Here is a 16,016-nt window from a genome sequence, read left to right on the forward strand (position 1 = left end):
ACGATGCGCTCGCACCGCTACGGCCCCGATCTCGGGTCTCGGCCGGAACGAAGGTGCCGGTCGCGAGAGGCACCACCGCTATCTGAATGGGACCGGTAACGATCGCTGGGTTCCACGCGTGAGCCGCCAACGATCGCTGGAGGAGTTCAGCAGCGGGCCCGGGCCGCTCGTTCCTCCGGTGGTGGTGCGGCGGCCCAAGTACGACGGGTATCCGGAGATCTGGCGAGTCGAGAACGGGAACATCGTCCACCCCTTCGTCCGATCCGGCACGCTTCGCGCGCTGCCCTTCCAGATCGATCTCGCCCGGATCGGTCTCGAGGAAGACCTCCTGGTCGTGCTTCCGACCGGGCTCGGCAAGACCGTGATCGCCGCCTTGATCGCCGCCGAGGTTCTTCGCCGGACGGACGGCAAGGTTCTCTTGCTCGCCCCGACCCGTCCGCTCGTCCAACAGCACGCGGACTCCTTTGGGCGGTGGCTGGGCGAGACCCGTCGCGCCCGATTCACGGGTACGGTCAAGCGGCCCATCCGCGAAGGGGCGTGGGAGAATAGCGACCTGGTCTTCGCGACACCCGAGATCATCCAGAACGATCTTGCGGCCGGCCGGTACGATCTCTCGGACGTCCAGCTGCTCATCTTCGACGAAGCCCACCACGCGGTCGGCAAGTACGTCTACGTCCCGATCGCGAAGCGGTACCGGACGGAACGCCCGAAGGAGGGCCGCGTCCTCGGTCTGACCGCGTCCCCCGGGGGCAAGGACGAGCGGATCGAGGAGGTCGTCGCAGCCCTCGGGGTCGCGAGGATCGAGGCCCGCAGCCGGGAGGACGACGGGGTCCGCGAGTACGTGCAGGAGATCGACGTCGAGTACCGTTGGGTCGACCTGACGCCGGAGGTTCGCGAGATCCGGGATCGCCTCCGGGACGCCTCCCACGAGACGGCGCGACGACTGCAGCGTCTCGGGTACCTGCGCCAGAAGCCGATCGCTTCGTTGACCGTCAAGGATCTAATCGCCCTGCGGGCCGAGATCTTCGCCCGCCCGGGGCCGATGGTGCGCAAGTTCGGCCCGCTCTATCACCAGCTCATCCTGCTCCACCTCTTTCACGCCGAAGAGCGACTCGAGACCCAGGGCGTGGGGCCGTTCCTTCAGTACCTCGAGCGCCTCGCGGCGAAAGAGAAGCCGAGCCGAGGCGACCGTGCGGTGCTGGCGCTCCCCGGCATCGAGAAGGCCCGCCGGGAGGCCGAGAGCTACCTGCGTAGCGGGCGCGAAGTGTCCCACCCCAAGCTCGACGCGCTCGTCGAGCTCGTCCGCGAACAACTCGCTCGTCCTCAGGAGCACCGGCCCCGCATCCTCATCTTCGCCCAATACCGCGACACGATCCAAGGGGTGCAGTCGATCCTGGAGGCCCAGAGCTGGAAGGTGGGCCGGTTCGTGGGCCAGGCCACGCGGGATGCCGCAGACCCGGGGATGAACCAGGTCGAGCAGGCCCAGATCCTGGGCGCGTTCCGGGCCGGAGCGTTCCCGATCATGGTCGCGAGCAGTGTCGCGGAAGAGGGACTGGACGTCCCCGACGTCGATCTCGTCGTGTTCTTCGAGTCGGTCCCGAGCGAGATCCGGGCGATCCAACGCCGAGGGCGAACGGGACGCACTTCGGCCGGGCGCGTCGTGGTCCTCCTCACGCGGGACACCCGAGATGTCCGACATCAAGCCGCGGAGGTCCGCCGCGAACGATCGATGCGCCGGATCGTCCGTAAGCTCTCCGCCGCCTCAAAGATGCGGGGCGCGGCAGGATTGGCCGAGCAGGCGCGCACTCGCCGAGCCCCTCGCCGAAAGCGGGCGGGCACGCCGCCTGCCTCTTAAGCTAGGGCCCGGGGCTGGTCGAGTGCTGAATTTATATCGCGCGCCCGGGGTCCCTCGTCCCGGTTGGCGCTCATGGACCTGCTCGGCGATATCACCGCCAATCTCGGTATGGTGGTCTTCACGGGCCTCTCGTTCCTGCTCATCGCCTATCTCGTCCTCTGGATGATCCATCCAGAGTCGGACTGATCGGAGTACCGTGTTCGATCCGCGGGGTCTGATTGACGTAGTCCTTGTACTCGTAGTCGTCCTCCTCATGGCGCCCTTCTTCGGGCGCTATCTCGGACGGGTGTTCACCGACCGACCCGCCTTCGGGGACCGGTTCTGGAATCCCATCGAGCATCAGCTCTTCCGGCTTATCGGTACGAATCCTCGGCACTCGATGCGATTCAAGGAGTACACGATCGCGCTCCTCGTCACGAGCGCGGCGATCGTGCTGTGGATCTTCGCGCTGATGATCCTCCAGTCCTCCCTGCCTTGGAATCCCAACGGGATCCCGGGGATGTCGTGGGACCTCGCACTTCACACGGCCTCCTCCTTCACAACCAACACCGACTTCACCCACTTTGTCGCCGAATCGCAACTGAGCCTCGGCGGTGCGATCCTGGGGCTTCAGATCGCGCTGTTCCTCTCCGCCGGGACCGGCCTCGCGGTCGTGGTCGCGTTCATCCGGGGGTTCACACGCCAGGACGGCACGCTCGGCAATTTCTACGTCGATCTCGTTCGCGCCGTCACTCGGGTCCTGCTCCCGATGGCGATCCTCGGTGCGATCGTTCTGATCGCGATGGGACTCCCCCAGACGTTCACGAGCTCCGTCACCGCGTATCCCATGACGGGCGGCGTCCAGACCATCTACCTCGGTCCGGTCGCATCCTGGACGTCGATCGAGATGCTGGGCTCGAACGGCGGAGGATGGTACGCGGCCAATGCCGCGAACCAGCTCGCCAACCCGACGGTGCTCTCGATGCTCTTCCAGACGGGGCTGATGCTCCTCATCCCGTTCTCGCTCCCGTTCATGTTCGGCCAGATGGTCCGCAAGCCGAGCGAGGCGAACCCGTACATCGCGACGATCCTGATCGTTTTCCTGATCGCGCTCGGACTGTTCATGTACTTCCAATACCTCGGGAATCCCGCGCTCGGCACGATCCCGGGATTGACGACCTCGGGGAACTACCCGGTCGGCCAGCAGTCGCTGGGGACCTTACCGGAGACCTCGTTCTTCCAGGTATCCTCGATCTACGCCAACGTGGGCGCCCAGGAGATGGCCCTCGGGTCGATCACCCCCGGCGCCCAGATGGTGTCGTTCTTCGGCATGTTCACGCAAAGCACCCCCGGTGGGGTGGGGACCGGATTCGGCGTTCTCCTGGTCTTCTCGCTGGTCGCGGTGTTCATCGGCGGCCTGATGGTCGGCCGGACCCCGGAATACCTCGGCAAGAGGGTCGGCAAGGACCAGATGCGCTGGTCGGCGTTCCTCCTCATCAGTCACCCGGCGGCGATCCTCGTGCCCGTCGTCGTCGTGTTCTTAGCCGGGCTCTCGATCCCGGCGCTGGGAGCGGTCCGGCCCAATCTGCAGGTGAACGCCCACCAGTTCTCGGTCCTGCTCTACGAGTTCACGAGCGAGGGCTCGAACAACGGTAGCGCGATGGGCCCGATCATCGACAACACGGTCTTCTTCAATCTCGCCGGCTCGGCGGTCATGCTCGTCGGCCGGTTCTTCCCCATGATCGCGATGCTCGCGATCGGTTCGCTGTTCTCCCGCGAGGAGCCGATCCCCGCTTCGGCGGGGACGCTCCAGACGAACAGCTTCACGTTCACCCTGTACCTCACGCTGCTGCTGATCATCATTGCCGGATTGCTCTTCCTGCCGGTGCTCGCGCTCGGACCTCTCTCCCAGATAGGAGGCTAGGATGATCGAGCCCACGCTGGAGGAGATCGCGGCGAGCTCCGCCGCGACGGCCGCCCCAGTGGCCCGGAAAGCGCCTCATACCTCCTGGCGCCGCGTACTGAGCGATTCGTTCCGTTACTTCGATCCCCGACGCGAGATCCGCCACCCGGTCATGTTCGTCGTCTGGGTATTCTTCGTCTTCCTCGCGATCCTCACGGCCTTCCCGCGAGCGTTCCCGGACGTGGCGGCGACCTACAGCGCGGGCTACTACTTCGCCCTGACCGTCATCCTGTTCCTCACGCTCTGGTTCGGTCATCTCGCCGAGGCGATCGCCGAGGCGCGGGGCCGCGCCCAGGCGGAGAGCCTGCGCCAGATCCGCAGCGGGATGCGGGCGCGCCAGCTCCTCCCGGACCAAACGACCCGCTGGGTGCCCTCCGATGCGCTCCACATCGGGGACTTGGTCGTCATCGAGGCCTCCGAGGTCGTCCCCCTGGACGGCGACGTCGTCCACGGCGCCGCGCTCATCGACGAATCGATGATGACGGGCGAATCGGCGCCCGCGATCCGAGAGAGCGGAGGCGACCGGACGAGCGTGCTCGGGGGGACCCGCATCATCCAGGGCACGGTGACCGTCCGCATCTCGGCCAGCGTCGGGCACTCGTTCCTCGACCGCTTGATCGGGCTGGTCGAGAACGCCGGTCGCGAACCGACCCCGAACGAACTCGCGCTCGGCGTCCTCCTCGCCTCGCTCACCGCGGTCCTGCTCGTGGTCATCGTGACGTTCGCGGACCTGTCCGGGTCGTCCGGGGTCGTGACGATCAGCGTCGCGACGATCCTCGCGCTGTTCGTCGCGCTGATGCCCACGACCATCGGAGCGCTCCTACCAGCCATCGGGATCTCGGGGATCAACCGGGTCGCGAAGGCGAACGTGATCGCAAAGTCGGGCACGGCCATCGAGGCCGCCGGCGATCTCGACGTCCTGATCCTGGACAAGACCGGGACGATCACCGTCGGAAACCGACTCGCGGTCCAGTTCATCCCCGCCCCCGGGGTCGACCCGAGCGAACTGGCTTCCGCGGCGCTCCTCTCCTCGAGCCTCGACGACACCCCGGAGGGTCGCTCGATCGTTCGCCTCGCCGCGCGGCGCGGGGCGACGGCCCCTCGCCTCGAGCCCGGAAGCTACCAGGTATTGGTCTTTACGGCGGAACGCCGCATGAGCGGGCTCACCCTGAAGGGAGGCCAGGAGATCTTCAAGGGCTCGATCGATTCGATGGAGGCCTACGGCGCGGTGATGCCGCCGGAGCTGCGCGAGGCGGCCCGGGAGCAGTCGCGCTTGGGGATGACCCCGCTCGTCATCTCCGAGAACCGTCGCCCGCTCGGGATCGTCGCGCTCAAGGACGTCGTCAAGCCCGGCATCAAGGACCGCATCCACGAGCTGAAGACGATGGGGATCCGCACGATCATGTGCACGGGAGACAACCGGATCACCGCCGCGGCGATCGCCCGAGAGAGCGGGGTCGATGAGTTCATCGCCGAGGCGAAGCCCGAAACGAAGCTGCAGATCATCGAGCGGGAGAAGGCCCAGGGTCGCCTCGTGGCGATGAGTGGGGACGGCTCGAACGATGCTCCGGCGCTCGCGCGGGCCGACGTGGGCCTCGCGATGAACAGCGGGACGAGCGCGGCCAAGGAAGCCGGCAACATGGTCGACCTCGACAACGACCCGACCAAGCTCATCGAGATCGTGTCGATCGGCAAACAGCTCCTGATTACCCGCGGCGCCCTGACGACCTTCACGATCACCAACGACGTCGCGAAGTACTTCGCGATCCTGCCCGCGATCTTCGTGACCGCGTCGGGCGCCGCGATCGCCGGAGTGGCGTCGCTCAACGTGCTCGGCCTCACCAACCCGGGCATCGCCGTGATCGCGACGTTGTTCTTCAACGCGATCGTGATCCCCTTGCTGATCCCGCTCGCGCTGTTCGGCGTGGGATTCCGGCCGCGCCCGGCCATCGATCTCCTGCGCCGGAACCTGCTCATCTACGGCCTCGGAGGCCTCGTGAGCGCGTTCGCGGGGATCTGGCTCGTCTACCAGCTCTTCATCTGGGCCGCCGCCACCCCGCTCGTCAGCGGGATCGGCGCCGCGCTCTCCCACATCCTGCCACTCGGAGGTCTGTAGATCATGTCCGGAGCTCTCGCGCCGCCCGCACGACCGAGCGGACCCGCCTCCCCGAGCCGCGGGGCGAATGCGTCCCCGGCCGATGCTCCCCAGCGGATGCGCTCGCACGTTCGAGCGGCGGTGGTGATCGTCGTCCTCGCCGTCGTGGTCGTGGGCCTCGGCTACCCGGCGCTGTTGACGGGGGTCGCGGACCTCATCTCCCCCGGGACCGCGGGCGGATCGCTCCTGCACGCCACGAACGGGACCGTCGTCGGCTCCTCGCTCGTCGGCCAGAACTTCAGCCGCCCGTACCTGTTCTGGGACCGGCCTTCGACGAACGATTACATTACGACCCTGGGGTACGAGACCCCGCCCGGGCCGACCGACCCGGCGCTCCGCGCCTTGCTGAACGAAACTATTGCTTACATGGAGAAGTATGGTAACTTCACCGTGAACGCGTCGATCCCCCTCGTGCTCGTCAGCCCGTCGTACTCGGGCGTCGACCCGTACCTGACCCCCGAGGCGGTCCTGGTTCAGGTCCCCCGCGTCGCCAACGCGACCGGCGAGTCGATCGCGAGCGTGACCGCGTTCGTCAACTCCTACATCACCCAGCCGCTGTTCGGATTCATCGGTCCGGCCTACGTCAACGTCGTGAACCTCGACTACGCCCTCGTCGCCTGGACGGGCGTGGGACCCTAACGATGTACCGGCACATCCTCGTCCCCGTCCGTTCCCCGCCCGAGGTCGAGCCGATGATCCGCTTCGCGGCCTCGCTGTTGGATGCGGACGGAGAGATTCGCATGCTGCACGTCATCCCGACGACCACGATGCCGCAGGTGACCCGGGAGTGGCGGGCCTCGGTCAACCTCGTCATCCCGGCCCACGAGACGGCGGCCTCGCTCGACGTCCGGGTCGAGCCCGAGATCCGCGCGAGCGTGGATGTGCCGGCGGAGATCCTCGAGAGCGCCGAGGCGCACTCCGCCGACGCGATCCTGCTCAGCCTCGGCGGGGACCGGCGCAGCCGCAACCCGTTTGTGGGGCACACCGCGAGCGCGATCCTGCACTACGCCTCCGCCGACATCCTCGTGATCAACCGGCTCGCCCTCGCCGCGCCCAAGTTCCCGAGGATCCTCGTACCCACGCTCGTCGGGCGCACTCCGCCCAAGGCGATGCGCCTCGCCGAGGAGATCTCGATCCACAACGGAGGCGTGCCCATCGTCACGCTCGACATCGGCTCGTCCTCGCGATCCGACGAGAGCGAGAGCGACCACACGGCCCGAGGGGTCCCGATCCTCCACCGCCACTCCACCGTCAGCGAGGCCCTCCTCGGACGCCGCAAGCACACCGCCGAGCTGATCCTCCAGGGCGCCGCACGAGAGCGCTACGGCCTATTGCTCGTGGGGGAGGATTCCCACAGCGTGAGCCACGCCCCGTTCCTGACCCGACCGTTCCTGGAAGAGCTGTTCCGGTCGGCGCCGTGCCCCGTGGTGGCCATCCGCGGCTAGCCTCCTGGGTCCCCGGCGATGGCGGAGCTGTGGTTCGTCGGCCTCGGCCTCGGGGACGAGCGGGACCTCTCGCGTCGCGGCGAGGAAGCGCTGCGCCGGTGCGAGCGCATCTTCGCGGAGGAGTACACAGCGGTCCTCGAAGCCGGAGCCCTCGATCGCCTCGCGAAGGAGATCGGCCGCCGGATCGAGCGCCTCGGGCGGACGGACGTCGAATCCGAGCGCACGATCCTGGACGCCCTCGACCGCTCCGAGCGGGTCGGGTTCGTGACGGCCGGCGATCCGTTCGCCGCCACGACGCACGTCGCGCTGCGCCTCGCCGCGGAGCGCGCCGGCCACACCTGGCGCTACGTGCCCAACGCCTCCATCTTCACCGCGGCCTCGGGATTCCTCGGCCTCATGGCCTACCGGTTCGGCCGGACGGTCTCCCTGCCGTTCCCGGCCCCGGGGTTCGCGCCGACCTCGCCGGTGGTCGAGATCGGCAAGAATCGCTCGATCGGCGCGCACACGCTGGTGCTGCTGGATCTGCATCCATCGGAGGGACGGTTCCTCGCGGCGGGCGAAGCGATCCGCATCCTCCTCGAGCGCGACCCCGAGCACGTGGGAATCGCTGCGGATCGAGAGATCGCGGTCGTCGCGAGAATGGGAAGCGAGACGGCCGACGCGTGGGTCGGGCCGGCGCTCGAGTTGGCCCGGACCGAGTTCGGGCCACCGCTGCACGCCCTCGTGATCCTGGCGCCCGAGCTCCACTTCGCCGAGAACGAGGCCCTCGCCCGGTTCCGGCGCCCGGCCGCGGCTAGCTCGTAGGAGCTCCGGGCCCGGTCACGCCGCTTCGCGCTCGCCCCAGTGAGCGACGCCCGCCGTGGAGAAGAGGCGGTCGAGCGCGGCGTGGTAATCTTCGGGCGAAGCGTGGAGGACGTCGCGCGCCTGGGCCTCGAGCGAGGCGCCGAACTCCTTCTCGGTGTTCGAGAACTGCCAGGAGTGCGCGGCCGCGCGCCCTAGCGCAAGCAGGATGCCGTAGGCGAGGCCGCGCTCTTTGCCCTCGTGGGGAAGGGACTGGACCGCCGCCCGCTCGGCCGAGGGAACCCCCTGGCTGCGGAAGGCCCTCGCCACCGAGTCGACGTAGGCGGCCTCGCGGGTGAGGCGCGAATATCGAGGAAGCGCTCCGAGCACCTCCCGCTCCTCCGAGCGGCGCTGGGCCCGCTTCAACAGTTCCGCGATGCGGCCCGGGGCGCGCTGCCCCTCCTCCAGGTACTTCTGGGCTTCCTTGGGGTCGGAGACGATCGAATGGACGATCGTGTCGGCGTGCTCGGCCCACAGGTGCTCGAGTGCTTTGCTCGCGGTCGCCTCCTCGATCTCGAACAGACCGCTCGACGCTCCGAGCGCCTCTTCGATGGCGTGGCGCTCGACCGGCGTCGCGTGGAGCGCGCTCAGGAACGCCTCGCGATCGGAGCCGTAGCAGACCCCGCCGGCCACGAACGTCGGGGTCCGGGTCGCCTCGATCCGGGGCCGGATCTCGCTGAGGTAGGCGGCGATGAGTTGCGCGTCCGAGAGCCGCCCCGTCTCGTACGCGCGTCGAGCGCCCCGAGAGAGCCCGGGAAGCTCGGCATGAACGCACGCCTCCCCTCCGTGGCATGTGACGTTCAGGGCGGCCCCGACGGGGAACTCTCCCTCCAGATCGGGCGTCACAATCCCCTGCGTGAGGGTCGCGAAGAGTTGCCGCTCGCCCTTCGCGCAGCGTCGGCACAGACGGAAGGTGGCATGCGCGCCCGGCCATCCGACCTCCAGGTACGGGCGGGGTTCGCCGGCGTTGAGATGGGTGCAGTCGTACCGGCCGCTCTGCGCGTCGGCGATGAACCGGTACGGAAGCGCGGCGAGCTTCGCGGTCCGGAAGTCCGCCGGGGGCTCGGGCGAACGGCCCATGCACCACAGCCGGGTGGGGCCGGCGAAGAAGTGGAATCCCTTGCGGGCCCAGTCCTGGTAGGCAAGGAGGAGCCGCTCGGGGTCCTCGAAGTGCTGGATGGCGACCTCGGCCTCCCGGGTCGCCCGGCTCAGCGGAGCGAAGGAGACCTGCTCGCCCCCCGGGACCGGGAACGCCACGACCGCCGGCATCTGGGGATCGTGGGAGAACTTCAAAAGCCCGGCATAGGCGCGAGGCAGGGGATCGCCCCAGTGGGACATCCGCTCGAGGCGGGACTCCTCGTCCCGGGCCTCGCGCACCTTCTCGAGGTCCTCCCGCATCCGGTCGAAGCGATCGGTCGGGCAGTCCGGGCCGAGCCGAGGGAGGAGCGGATCGACCGACTCCCGCAGCTTGCGCGCCCGCTCGAGCAGATCGTCCTTGCGTACCCCCGAGCCGTAACGCATCCGCACCGGAACACCGCCCTACGGAGCGAGGCCGGTTACTTATCCCCGGCTCCTAACTTACCGTCGGCACGCATCCAGGAAGTGGCGGAAGATCTCCCGACCGCCCTCGGTGTGCTCGACCTCGGGGTGGAACTGTACGCCCCAGATGGTCCGGCTCGGGTGGGCCATCGCCTGGATGGGGCAGCTCGAGGAGTGGGCGATCGCGATCCAGCCCGGCGGGGCCTCCACCACGTGGTCGTTGTGGCTCGACCAGGCCTGGAACTTCGGAGGCAGGCCGGCGAGGAGCGGATGATCCGGTCGGTCGACCTCGATCTCCACCCGCCCGAACTCCGGAGCCCCGCGCACGACACGCCCTCCGAAGTGACGGCCGAGGAACTGATGGCCGACGCAGATCCCGAGGATCGGCACGTTCGCCCCGTCGATCCACTCGGCGACCTTCCCGAGCGGCGTGTCCGTTCCTTCCAGGCTCAGCGCTCCGCCCGAGAGCACGATCCCATCCGCGCGCAACTCCTCGAACGACGTCGTGTTCGAGACGATCTCGCTCTCCGCCCCGAGCTCGCGCAGCACCCGCCACTCCCGGTGGGTCCACTGGCCGCCGTTGTCGATGACCGGGATCCTCACGGCCGATCCTCCGGATCCCCGGGAGGCGGGGGAGGCGGTCGAAGCTGCTCGTGGAGCCGTTCCACCGACGCCTTGAGGTCGCGCACGTCGCCCCGCATCTGGAGCATCTCCTCCTCGAACGAGGAGAACTGCCCGGTGCCGAGCCAACGCTCCGAGATGTACAGGCCGATGAAGATCGCTCCGACGAGCGCGAGGATCGTCGTGAAGACGAGCGCGGAGATCAAGGAGATCGGGTTCGCGATGATCGACTGGATCGGCAGCGTGAACAGCTGGGTGATCTCCGCGAGCTCGACGCCGAGCAGGACCGCGACCACGCCGACCCAGAAGATGAGCACCCAGCGCGACGCCTTCATCGCGTGGCTCCGACGTCCGAGAGGAGGATGGCGACGGGTTGCTGGGAACCGGTGAGCTGGATGGAACGGGGCACGTCCACGCCGGCCGTGTAGGAACGGAAGAACAAGGTGTTACCGGAGACCTCGAACGCGATGATCGCCACGTACCACGCGCTGCCCACCTTCGCGGTCGTGTAGTACGCGGAAACGTTGATCGCGACCGGATTGCCGGAGTACGAGGTACTGATTGCGACGAGATCCGTCCCGTTCGTCCAGTTCCCCCAGACGAGCGATCCGACCGGCAGTGGAGCGTTCCAGTTGTAGTTCTCGGCGATGCCGATGCTCAGGCTCGCGTAGCGTATGTTGCCGATCGCGTGGAGGTAGAGGTACGAGGTCGTGTTGAGCCCCGGGTAGTCGACGATCACCTCCGCCTGAGTGAAGATCGTACCCGCCGCCGGCACCCCAGAGCCGATGAGGACGGGAGTGAGCACGATCAGGACGAGCAGGATTGCCGCGACCCCGACGAGCGGGATGGGGAAGTAGCGCCGGGCGCCCCGTGCGGTCGTCACGTGCCTTCCTTCCAGCCGCGATACAAATGATGGGGCACGCCGAACTGATCCAGCAGCTTTCCCGCGAGATACTCGGCGGCCTCGCTGAGCCGCTCGATGCCGAGGTAGTACGGGGGCGCCGCGTCCAGGATGACCACCCCAAGCTCGCTCAGGGTCGTCAGGTGGCGCAGATCGAGCGTGGACAGCGGGGTCTCCCGTGGAACGATGACCAGTTTACGTCGCTCCTTCAGGTGCACGTGCGCCGCCCGGGTCAGGAGATTGTCGCCGAGGCCGAGGGCGATGTGGGCCACGGTGTTCGACGAGCAGGGGACGATCGCCATCCCGCGTGTCGGTCGCGAGCCGCTCGCGATCGGAGCGGCGATGTCCGACTCGTCGTACGTGGCGGTCACGTACGGGGCGAGATCGGAGACGCGAAGCCCGGCTTCCTCCTTCAGGACCGCCTCCCCTCCCCGAGAGACGACCAGGAGGACCGAGACCTTCGCGGCGTGCAGCGCCTGGAGCGCGGCGACGGCGATCGGTGCGCCGCTCGAGCCAGAGATGCCAACGACAAGGGGTGCGTCCGAGTTCACGTGAGGTGGTCCCCCCTATGGGGCTAGCTTCTTGAACGACTCGGGCGATAAGACGATTCGGAGGTGGACGGGCATGCATCGGGCGGCGATCATCGGGGCGGGACACACCCGTTTCGGCGTCCTTGAGGCCGGTCCGCGCGCGCTCCTCGCGACGGCCGTCGCCGAGTCCTTCGCCTCCGTCGACCGCAATCTCGAGCGGAACCAGGTCGAGGAGGCGTATCTCGCGACCCTCGGGTTCGGCGGATGGCAGATCGGGAACGCCTCCACGGTCCTCGCGGAAGAGGCGGGGCTCGTCGGGATCCCCGTCACCCGGATCGAGAACGCATGCGCCTCGGGCGGGTTCGCCATTCGCGCCGCGGTCCGAGCGGTGGAGCGGGGAGACCGCGAGGTGGTCCTGGTCGCGGGTCTCGAGAAGATGACGGACGTGCCGAACGCCCGCCGTCGATATTGGCTCGGCGTCTCGGGGGATACGGAATGGGAGCGACTGGCGGGGCTCACCTTCGCCGGAGTCTACGGGTTACTCGCCTCGCGCTACCTCGCGGATCACCACCTCGGCCCCGAGGCCCTCGCGGAGGTGGCGGTCAAGAACCACGAGAACGGGCGGCTCAATCCCAATGCTCAATTCCGCAAGGCCCTCCGCCGCGAGGACGTACTGGGCGCCCCACGCGTCGCGGAGCCGCTCGGGCTCTACGATTGCTGCCCCGTTTCGGACGGTGCCGCGGCCCTGTTGATCGCGAGGGGCGACATCGCCTCTCGGTTCACGGACACGCCGGTCTATGTCGACGGTACCGGCGCCGGATCCGACTATCTTGCCGTCCAAGAGCGCGAACGATTCACCCGTCTCGACGCGACCCGTCGGGCGGCCAAAGAGGCGTTCCGTGAGGCTCGGGCCGAGCGGAAGGGGATCTCGCTGCTCGAGGTCCATGATTGCTTCACGATCGCCGAGCTCCTCGCCCTCGAAGACCTGGGCTTTGCCGGAGACGGGGAGGCCGCGGCGCTGACCCTGTCGGGCGCGACCCGCCGGACCGGTCGACTTCCCGTGAATCCGGACGGAGGCTTGAAGGCCAAGGGCCACCCGATCGGCGCCACCGGAGTGAGCCAGGCCTACGAGGTGTTCGTCCAGCTCCGCCGCCAGGCCGGCGCGCGCCAGGTGCCCGGGGCCGAGCGCGCCCTCACGCACAACGTGGGGGGCTCCGGAGCGAGCGCCGCCGTCACGCTGTTCTCGGTGGGGTGAGACCATCCCGGCGATCCTGCGCGCATCGTGCGTCATCCCTCACTCCGAGTCGGAAGGGCTCCGCGGGTTCGCTTCCGATGAGGACGAGTTCACCATCGGCGTCGCCGCGCTCGAACGGCTCCTCGAGCGGTCCGACCCCGCCCGTGCGGTCGAGACCGCTCACCTCGTCGGTCGCTTCCCGGCTTCGGTGGATCCGTGGATCCCGGAGCTCCTGGGCCACCCGGTAACGATCGTTCGGCACGACGACCAGCCCGAAGGGCTCGTCGCGGCCGTACGGGCAGCCCTGGGCGAGCACCTCGGCGCCCACGCGATCCTCGCGGTCGATACCCCGGCGAGCGGACCGGGCGCCCCCTCCGGTGCGGTCGCCGTCGGGCTCTTGGTCGGGAGCGGAACCGGGATCGAGATCGCGGGGTCACCGGCGTCCTCCTCCCTGGCACCGGAGATCCCTTCGGTGCGAGGCGTCGGCGTCCCCCAACGGACCGGACCCGCCTTTGCGCTTCACTCCAGGTTCGCAGGCGCCCGGGCCACGGAAGCCCACCCGGGCGCCGCGGGGGCCGTCCGCTTCGACGGCATCGAGTTCCGGGCAACCGGGCCGATCGAATGGGCGGGTGACTGGGCGGGCGGACCGGAACCCTCCTTCCCGTACGACGCCACACGACGCGCGGCGACCGGGATGGATCGCCTATTCGCGGTGTCCGAAGGCGCCTACGTTCCACGGCCGCGATACGTGGAGAACCTGCCCAGCCGATGGCGCTTCGTCGCCGAGCGATGCGGTCACTGCCAGAGCATCACCTTCCCGGTCCGGGGGAGCTGCCGGGCCTGCCATCGAGCGGACCTGCTCGAACGGATCGAGCTCCCACTCCACGGGGGAACGGTGCTCGCCAGCACGGTCGTTGCCCGAGGCGGACAGCCGACCGAGTTCGACCACCAGGTCGACGAAAGCGGCCCGTACGGGGTCGTCCTCGTGGAACTCGCCCCGATGGTCCGGGTGACGCTCCAGGTCGCCGATGCGCTCCCGGGGACCGTCCACATCGGCGATCGGGTGGAGACCCGGCTCCGGCGCCTCTACGCCATGGAGGGCGAGTGGCGTTATGGCCGTAAGGCGGTGCCCATGGCCCCCACGGGGCGTTAGCGCTTCTTCGTCTCCTGGGCCGGCGCGGCGGCTTCCCAGGGGGCTCCGACCCAGGCGAGGTACACCGCCCGCTCGAGATCCGTGGGCGAATCGACCGGACGGAGCTCGTACTTCTCCGGAGGAGCGCGACCGGTCTCGAGCGTGCGCTGGTTCAGGAGACCGCGCTGGAAGACGGAGAGCTCGATCTTCGAGCCCGGAGGATACCGCTTCATGATCTTGTCGAATCCCTCGAAGAGGACCTTTGCGCCATCGATCGCGACGATCTCGTCGCCGGGACTCAATCCCGCGCGACCCGCCGGACCTCCCGCGAGCACCGTGCGGACCTTCACGAGCCCGGAGGAGTTCACCGTCTGGATGCCGAGGTAGCCTCCTTCCTCCTCCTCGTCGGGGGGCCGAGGGGCGGGGCCCAACGAGAGGCCCGCGTAGCGAGCGAACTCGGAGAAGTCGATCTCCTCGGTCCCGCGCACGTACCGGTCGAAGAAGGAGCCGAGCTCGAGGCCCGTCGCGCGTTGTAGGATCGGCTGGAGTTCCTCTTCGCCGATCCCCCGGTCGGGGCTGCCGTGCTCCGCCCAGATCCGACGGAAGGCGGACTCGAGCGACGCCCGATTCTCGGTCGCATGGCGGATGTGGAGATCGAGGCAGAGGGAGACGAGGCCCCCCTTGACGTAGTAGTCGATCGACTGGTTCGCGCTCTCTTCGAACGGTTTGTAGTGGTCGATCCAGGTCGCGAAGGAGGACTCCTCTAGGCTCTGCCAGCGCCGTCCCGGGGTCTGCAGGTACGGACCGATCCACCGGGTGAAGCTCTCCAGGAATTGAGCGGGGGTGGCGAGGCCGGCCCGACGGAGCAGCAGCCGGTCGAAGTAGCTCGTCGTTCCCTCCATCCACCAGAGCAGCCGAGTGTAGTTCTCCCGCGTGTAGTCGAACCTCTGGAGGACCCGCGGCCGGATCCGTTTGACGTTGTACAAGTGAAAGTACTCATGCGCGATCAGGGAGAGGAAGCGCCGGTAGCTCTCGGCGGGCCGGAAGGCCGTTCGCGCGACCACGCACGAGGTCGAGGTGGCGTGCTCGAGACCGCCGTCCGGGGTGTCGGTGAGATGGATGAAGAACGTATACCGCTCGAGGGGCGATCCCCCGACGAGGGCGATCGTGGCCTGAACGATCTTGCCGATGTCCTCCTCGAGACGGTGGGCCTCGAAATTGCCGCCTCGGCCGCACAGCACGATCCGGTGAGGGATCCCGCCCGGCCGGATGGTAAGGACGAGGGGGTGGCCCGCATCGATCGGGCTGTCGACCAGCTCGTCGTAGTTCGCGGCGCGGAAGCGCGCGGGCTCGCGGGCGAGCTGCTCGAGCTCGGAGATGACCTGCCAGTCGGGAGGGACGTGGACGGTGAGTTCCGAGGAGACTTCGGCGTGCCCGTCAATGTAGGGGAGGCATAGGGCCGCGTTCAAGAAGAGGTGGTCGTCGGTCACGTCGAGCGCCTCGTCGACCATCTGGTACCCGTAGACGGAGTAGGTCGCTACGACCGTGCGAGCACCTTCCGTGTGGATCCGCCACCGCCCCTTGTCGACCCGCTCGACGCGCAACGGTCGGAGCTCGGGGTCCCCCGCGTGGGCCGTGAAGCGGCCGATCGAGCGTTGGTATTCGGCGATCCAGTAGGATCCGGGGACCCAAGAGGGAAAGACGAGGTCGACGAGGGGCTCAGCTGCGTCGCTCAGTTCGAGGGTAAACTCTCCCCGGTGCTCGCCCGAAGGGTCGGGTCGGACGCTATAGTGGATCTGCATGCTCGCTCCCTCAGGATACC

General features: G+C 68.3%; 15 protein-coding genes. 9 read left to right on the forward strand and 6 right to left on the reverse strand.

Translation table 11 applies throughout. The features are described from left to right. The first annotated feature begins 118 nt into the window (after positions 1–118). The 7 genes from VMV28_04570 to dph5 all read left to right on the forward strand — a co-directional run bounded on the left by VMV28_04570 (position 119) and on the right by dph5 (position 8,201). On the forward strand, positions 119–1,855 hold the full coding sequence (locus tag VMV28_04570) for a DEAD/DEAH box helicase (protein HUZ79871.1): 1,737 nt from the start codon (positions 119–121) through the stop codon (positions 1,853–1,855). Positions 1,856–1,918: 63 nt separating this feature from the next. Further along, entirely contained in the window at positions 1,919–2,041 is a 123-nt protein-coding gene (locus VMV28_04575) for a hypothetical protein (GenBank protein HUZ79872.1), read from the forward strand. Between the two features lie 10 nt (positions 2,042–2,051). Next, on the forward strand, positions 2,052–3,758 hold the full coding sequence (gene kdpA, locus VMV28_04580; protein ID HUZ79873.1) for a potassium-transporting ATPase subunit KdpA: 1,707 nt from the start codon (positions 2,052–2,054) through the stop codon (positions 3,756–3,758). A 1-nt stretch (position 3,759) separates the two neighbouring features. Continuing rightward, complete coding sequence (gene kdpB, locus VMV28_04585) at positions 3,760–5,913, forward strand: potassium-transporting ATPase subunit KdpB (protein ID HUZ79874.1); 2,154 nt, start codon at positions 3,760–3,762, stop codon at positions 5,911–5,913. A gap of 3 nt (positions 5,914–5,916) precedes the next feature. Next, positions 5,917–6,591, forward strand: coding sequence for a potassium-transporting ATPase subunit C (locus VMV28_04590; protein HUZ79875.1), 675 nt, complete (start codon positions 5,917–5,919; stop codon positions 6,589–6,591). A 2-nt stretch (positions 6,592–6,593) separates the two neighbouring features. Further along, a complete protein-coding gene (locus tag VMV28_04595; GenBank protein HUZ79876.1) occupies positions 6,594–7,397 on the forward strand; it encodes a universal stress protein in 804 nt (267 codons plus the stop codon). A gap of 18 nt (positions 7,398–7,415) precedes the next feature. Then, positions 7,416–8,201 carry a diphthine synthase gene (gene dph5, locus VMV28_04600; protein HUZ79877.1) on the forward strand — a complete coding sequence of 262 codons (786 nt, stop codon included), beginning with the start codon at positions 7,416–7,418 and terminating at the stop codon, positions 8,199–8,201. Between the two features lie 15 nt (positions 8,202–8,216). Here the strand turns inward: dph5 and VMV28_04605 are convergent, their stop codons facing one another. From VMV28_04605 to VMV28_04625, 5 genes are read right to left on the reverse strand one after another with little or no spacing between them, the layout of a single operon-like run. Then, the gene (locus VMV28_04605) at positions 8,217–9,764 is read right to left on the reverse strand and encodes a hypothetical protein (protein ID HUZ79878.1); all 1,548 of its coding nucleotides are present in this window, start codon (positions 9,762–9,764) and stop codon (positions 8,217–8,219) included. Between the two features lie 51 nt (positions 9,765–9,815). Continuing rightward, positions 9,816–10,379: a GMP synthase subunit A gene (locus VMV28_04610; GenBank protein HUZ79879.1), complete on the reverse strand. Its 564-nt coding sequence runs from the start codon at positions 10,377–10,379 to the stop codon at positions 9,816–9,818. After that, positions 10,376–10,732, reverse strand: a complete 357-nt coding sequence (locus VMV28_04615) for a hypothetical protein (GenBank protein ID HUZ79880.1) — start codon at positions 10,730–10,732, stop codon at positions 10,376–10,378. Before VMV28_04615 ends, VMV28_04610 begins: the two co-directional genes overlap by 4 nt. Further along, on the reverse strand, positions 10,729–11,280 hold the full coding sequence (locus VMV28_04620; GenBank protein ID HUZ79881.1) for a hypothetical protein: 552 nt from the start codon (positions 11,278–11,280) through the stop codon (positions 10,729–10,731). The genes VMV28_04615 and VMV28_04620 overlap by 4 nt, the downstream gene beginning before the upstream one ends. Next, a complete protein-coding gene (locus VMV28_04625; protein HUZ79882.1) occupies positions 11,277–11,849 on the reverse strand; it encodes a UbiX family flavin prenyltransferase in 573 nt (190 codons plus the stop codon). The genes VMV28_04620 and VMV28_04625 overlap by 4 nt, the downstream gene beginning before the upstream one ends. A gap of 73 nt (positions 11,850–11,922) precedes the next feature. Here VMV28_04625 and VMV28_04630 point away from each other — a divergent pair, with 73 nt between their 5' ends. Together VMV28_04630 and VMV28_04635 are read left to right on the forward strand one after the other, a co-directional pair. Further along, complete coding sequence (locus VMV28_04630) at positions 11,923–13,083, forward strand: thiolase domain-containing protein (protein ID HUZ79883.1); 1,161 nt, start codon at positions 11,923–11,925, stop codon at positions 13,081–13,083. A 187-nt stretch (positions 13,084–13,270) separates the two neighbouring features. Continuing rightward, on the forward strand, positions 13,271–14,215 hold the full coding sequence (locus VMV28_04635; protein ID HUZ79884.1) for an OB-fold domain-containing protein: 945 nt from the start codon (positions 13,271–13,273) through the stop codon (positions 14,213–14,215). Here the strand turns inward: VMV28_04635 and VMV28_04640 are convergent. Beyond that, entirely contained in the window at positions 14,212–15,996 is a 1,785-nt protein-coding gene (locus VMV28_04640; GenBank protein ID HUZ79885.1) for a PDZ domain-containing protein, read from the reverse strand. The genes VMV28_04635 and VMV28_04640 overlap by 4 nt on opposite strands. Between the last annotated feature and the right edge of the window lie 20 nt (positions 15,997–16,016).

The organism is Thermoplasmata archaeon (assembly GCA_035532555.1).
Lineage (GTDB): Archaea > Thermoplasmatota > Thermoplasmata > Lutacidiplasmatales > UBA184 > Lutacidiplasma.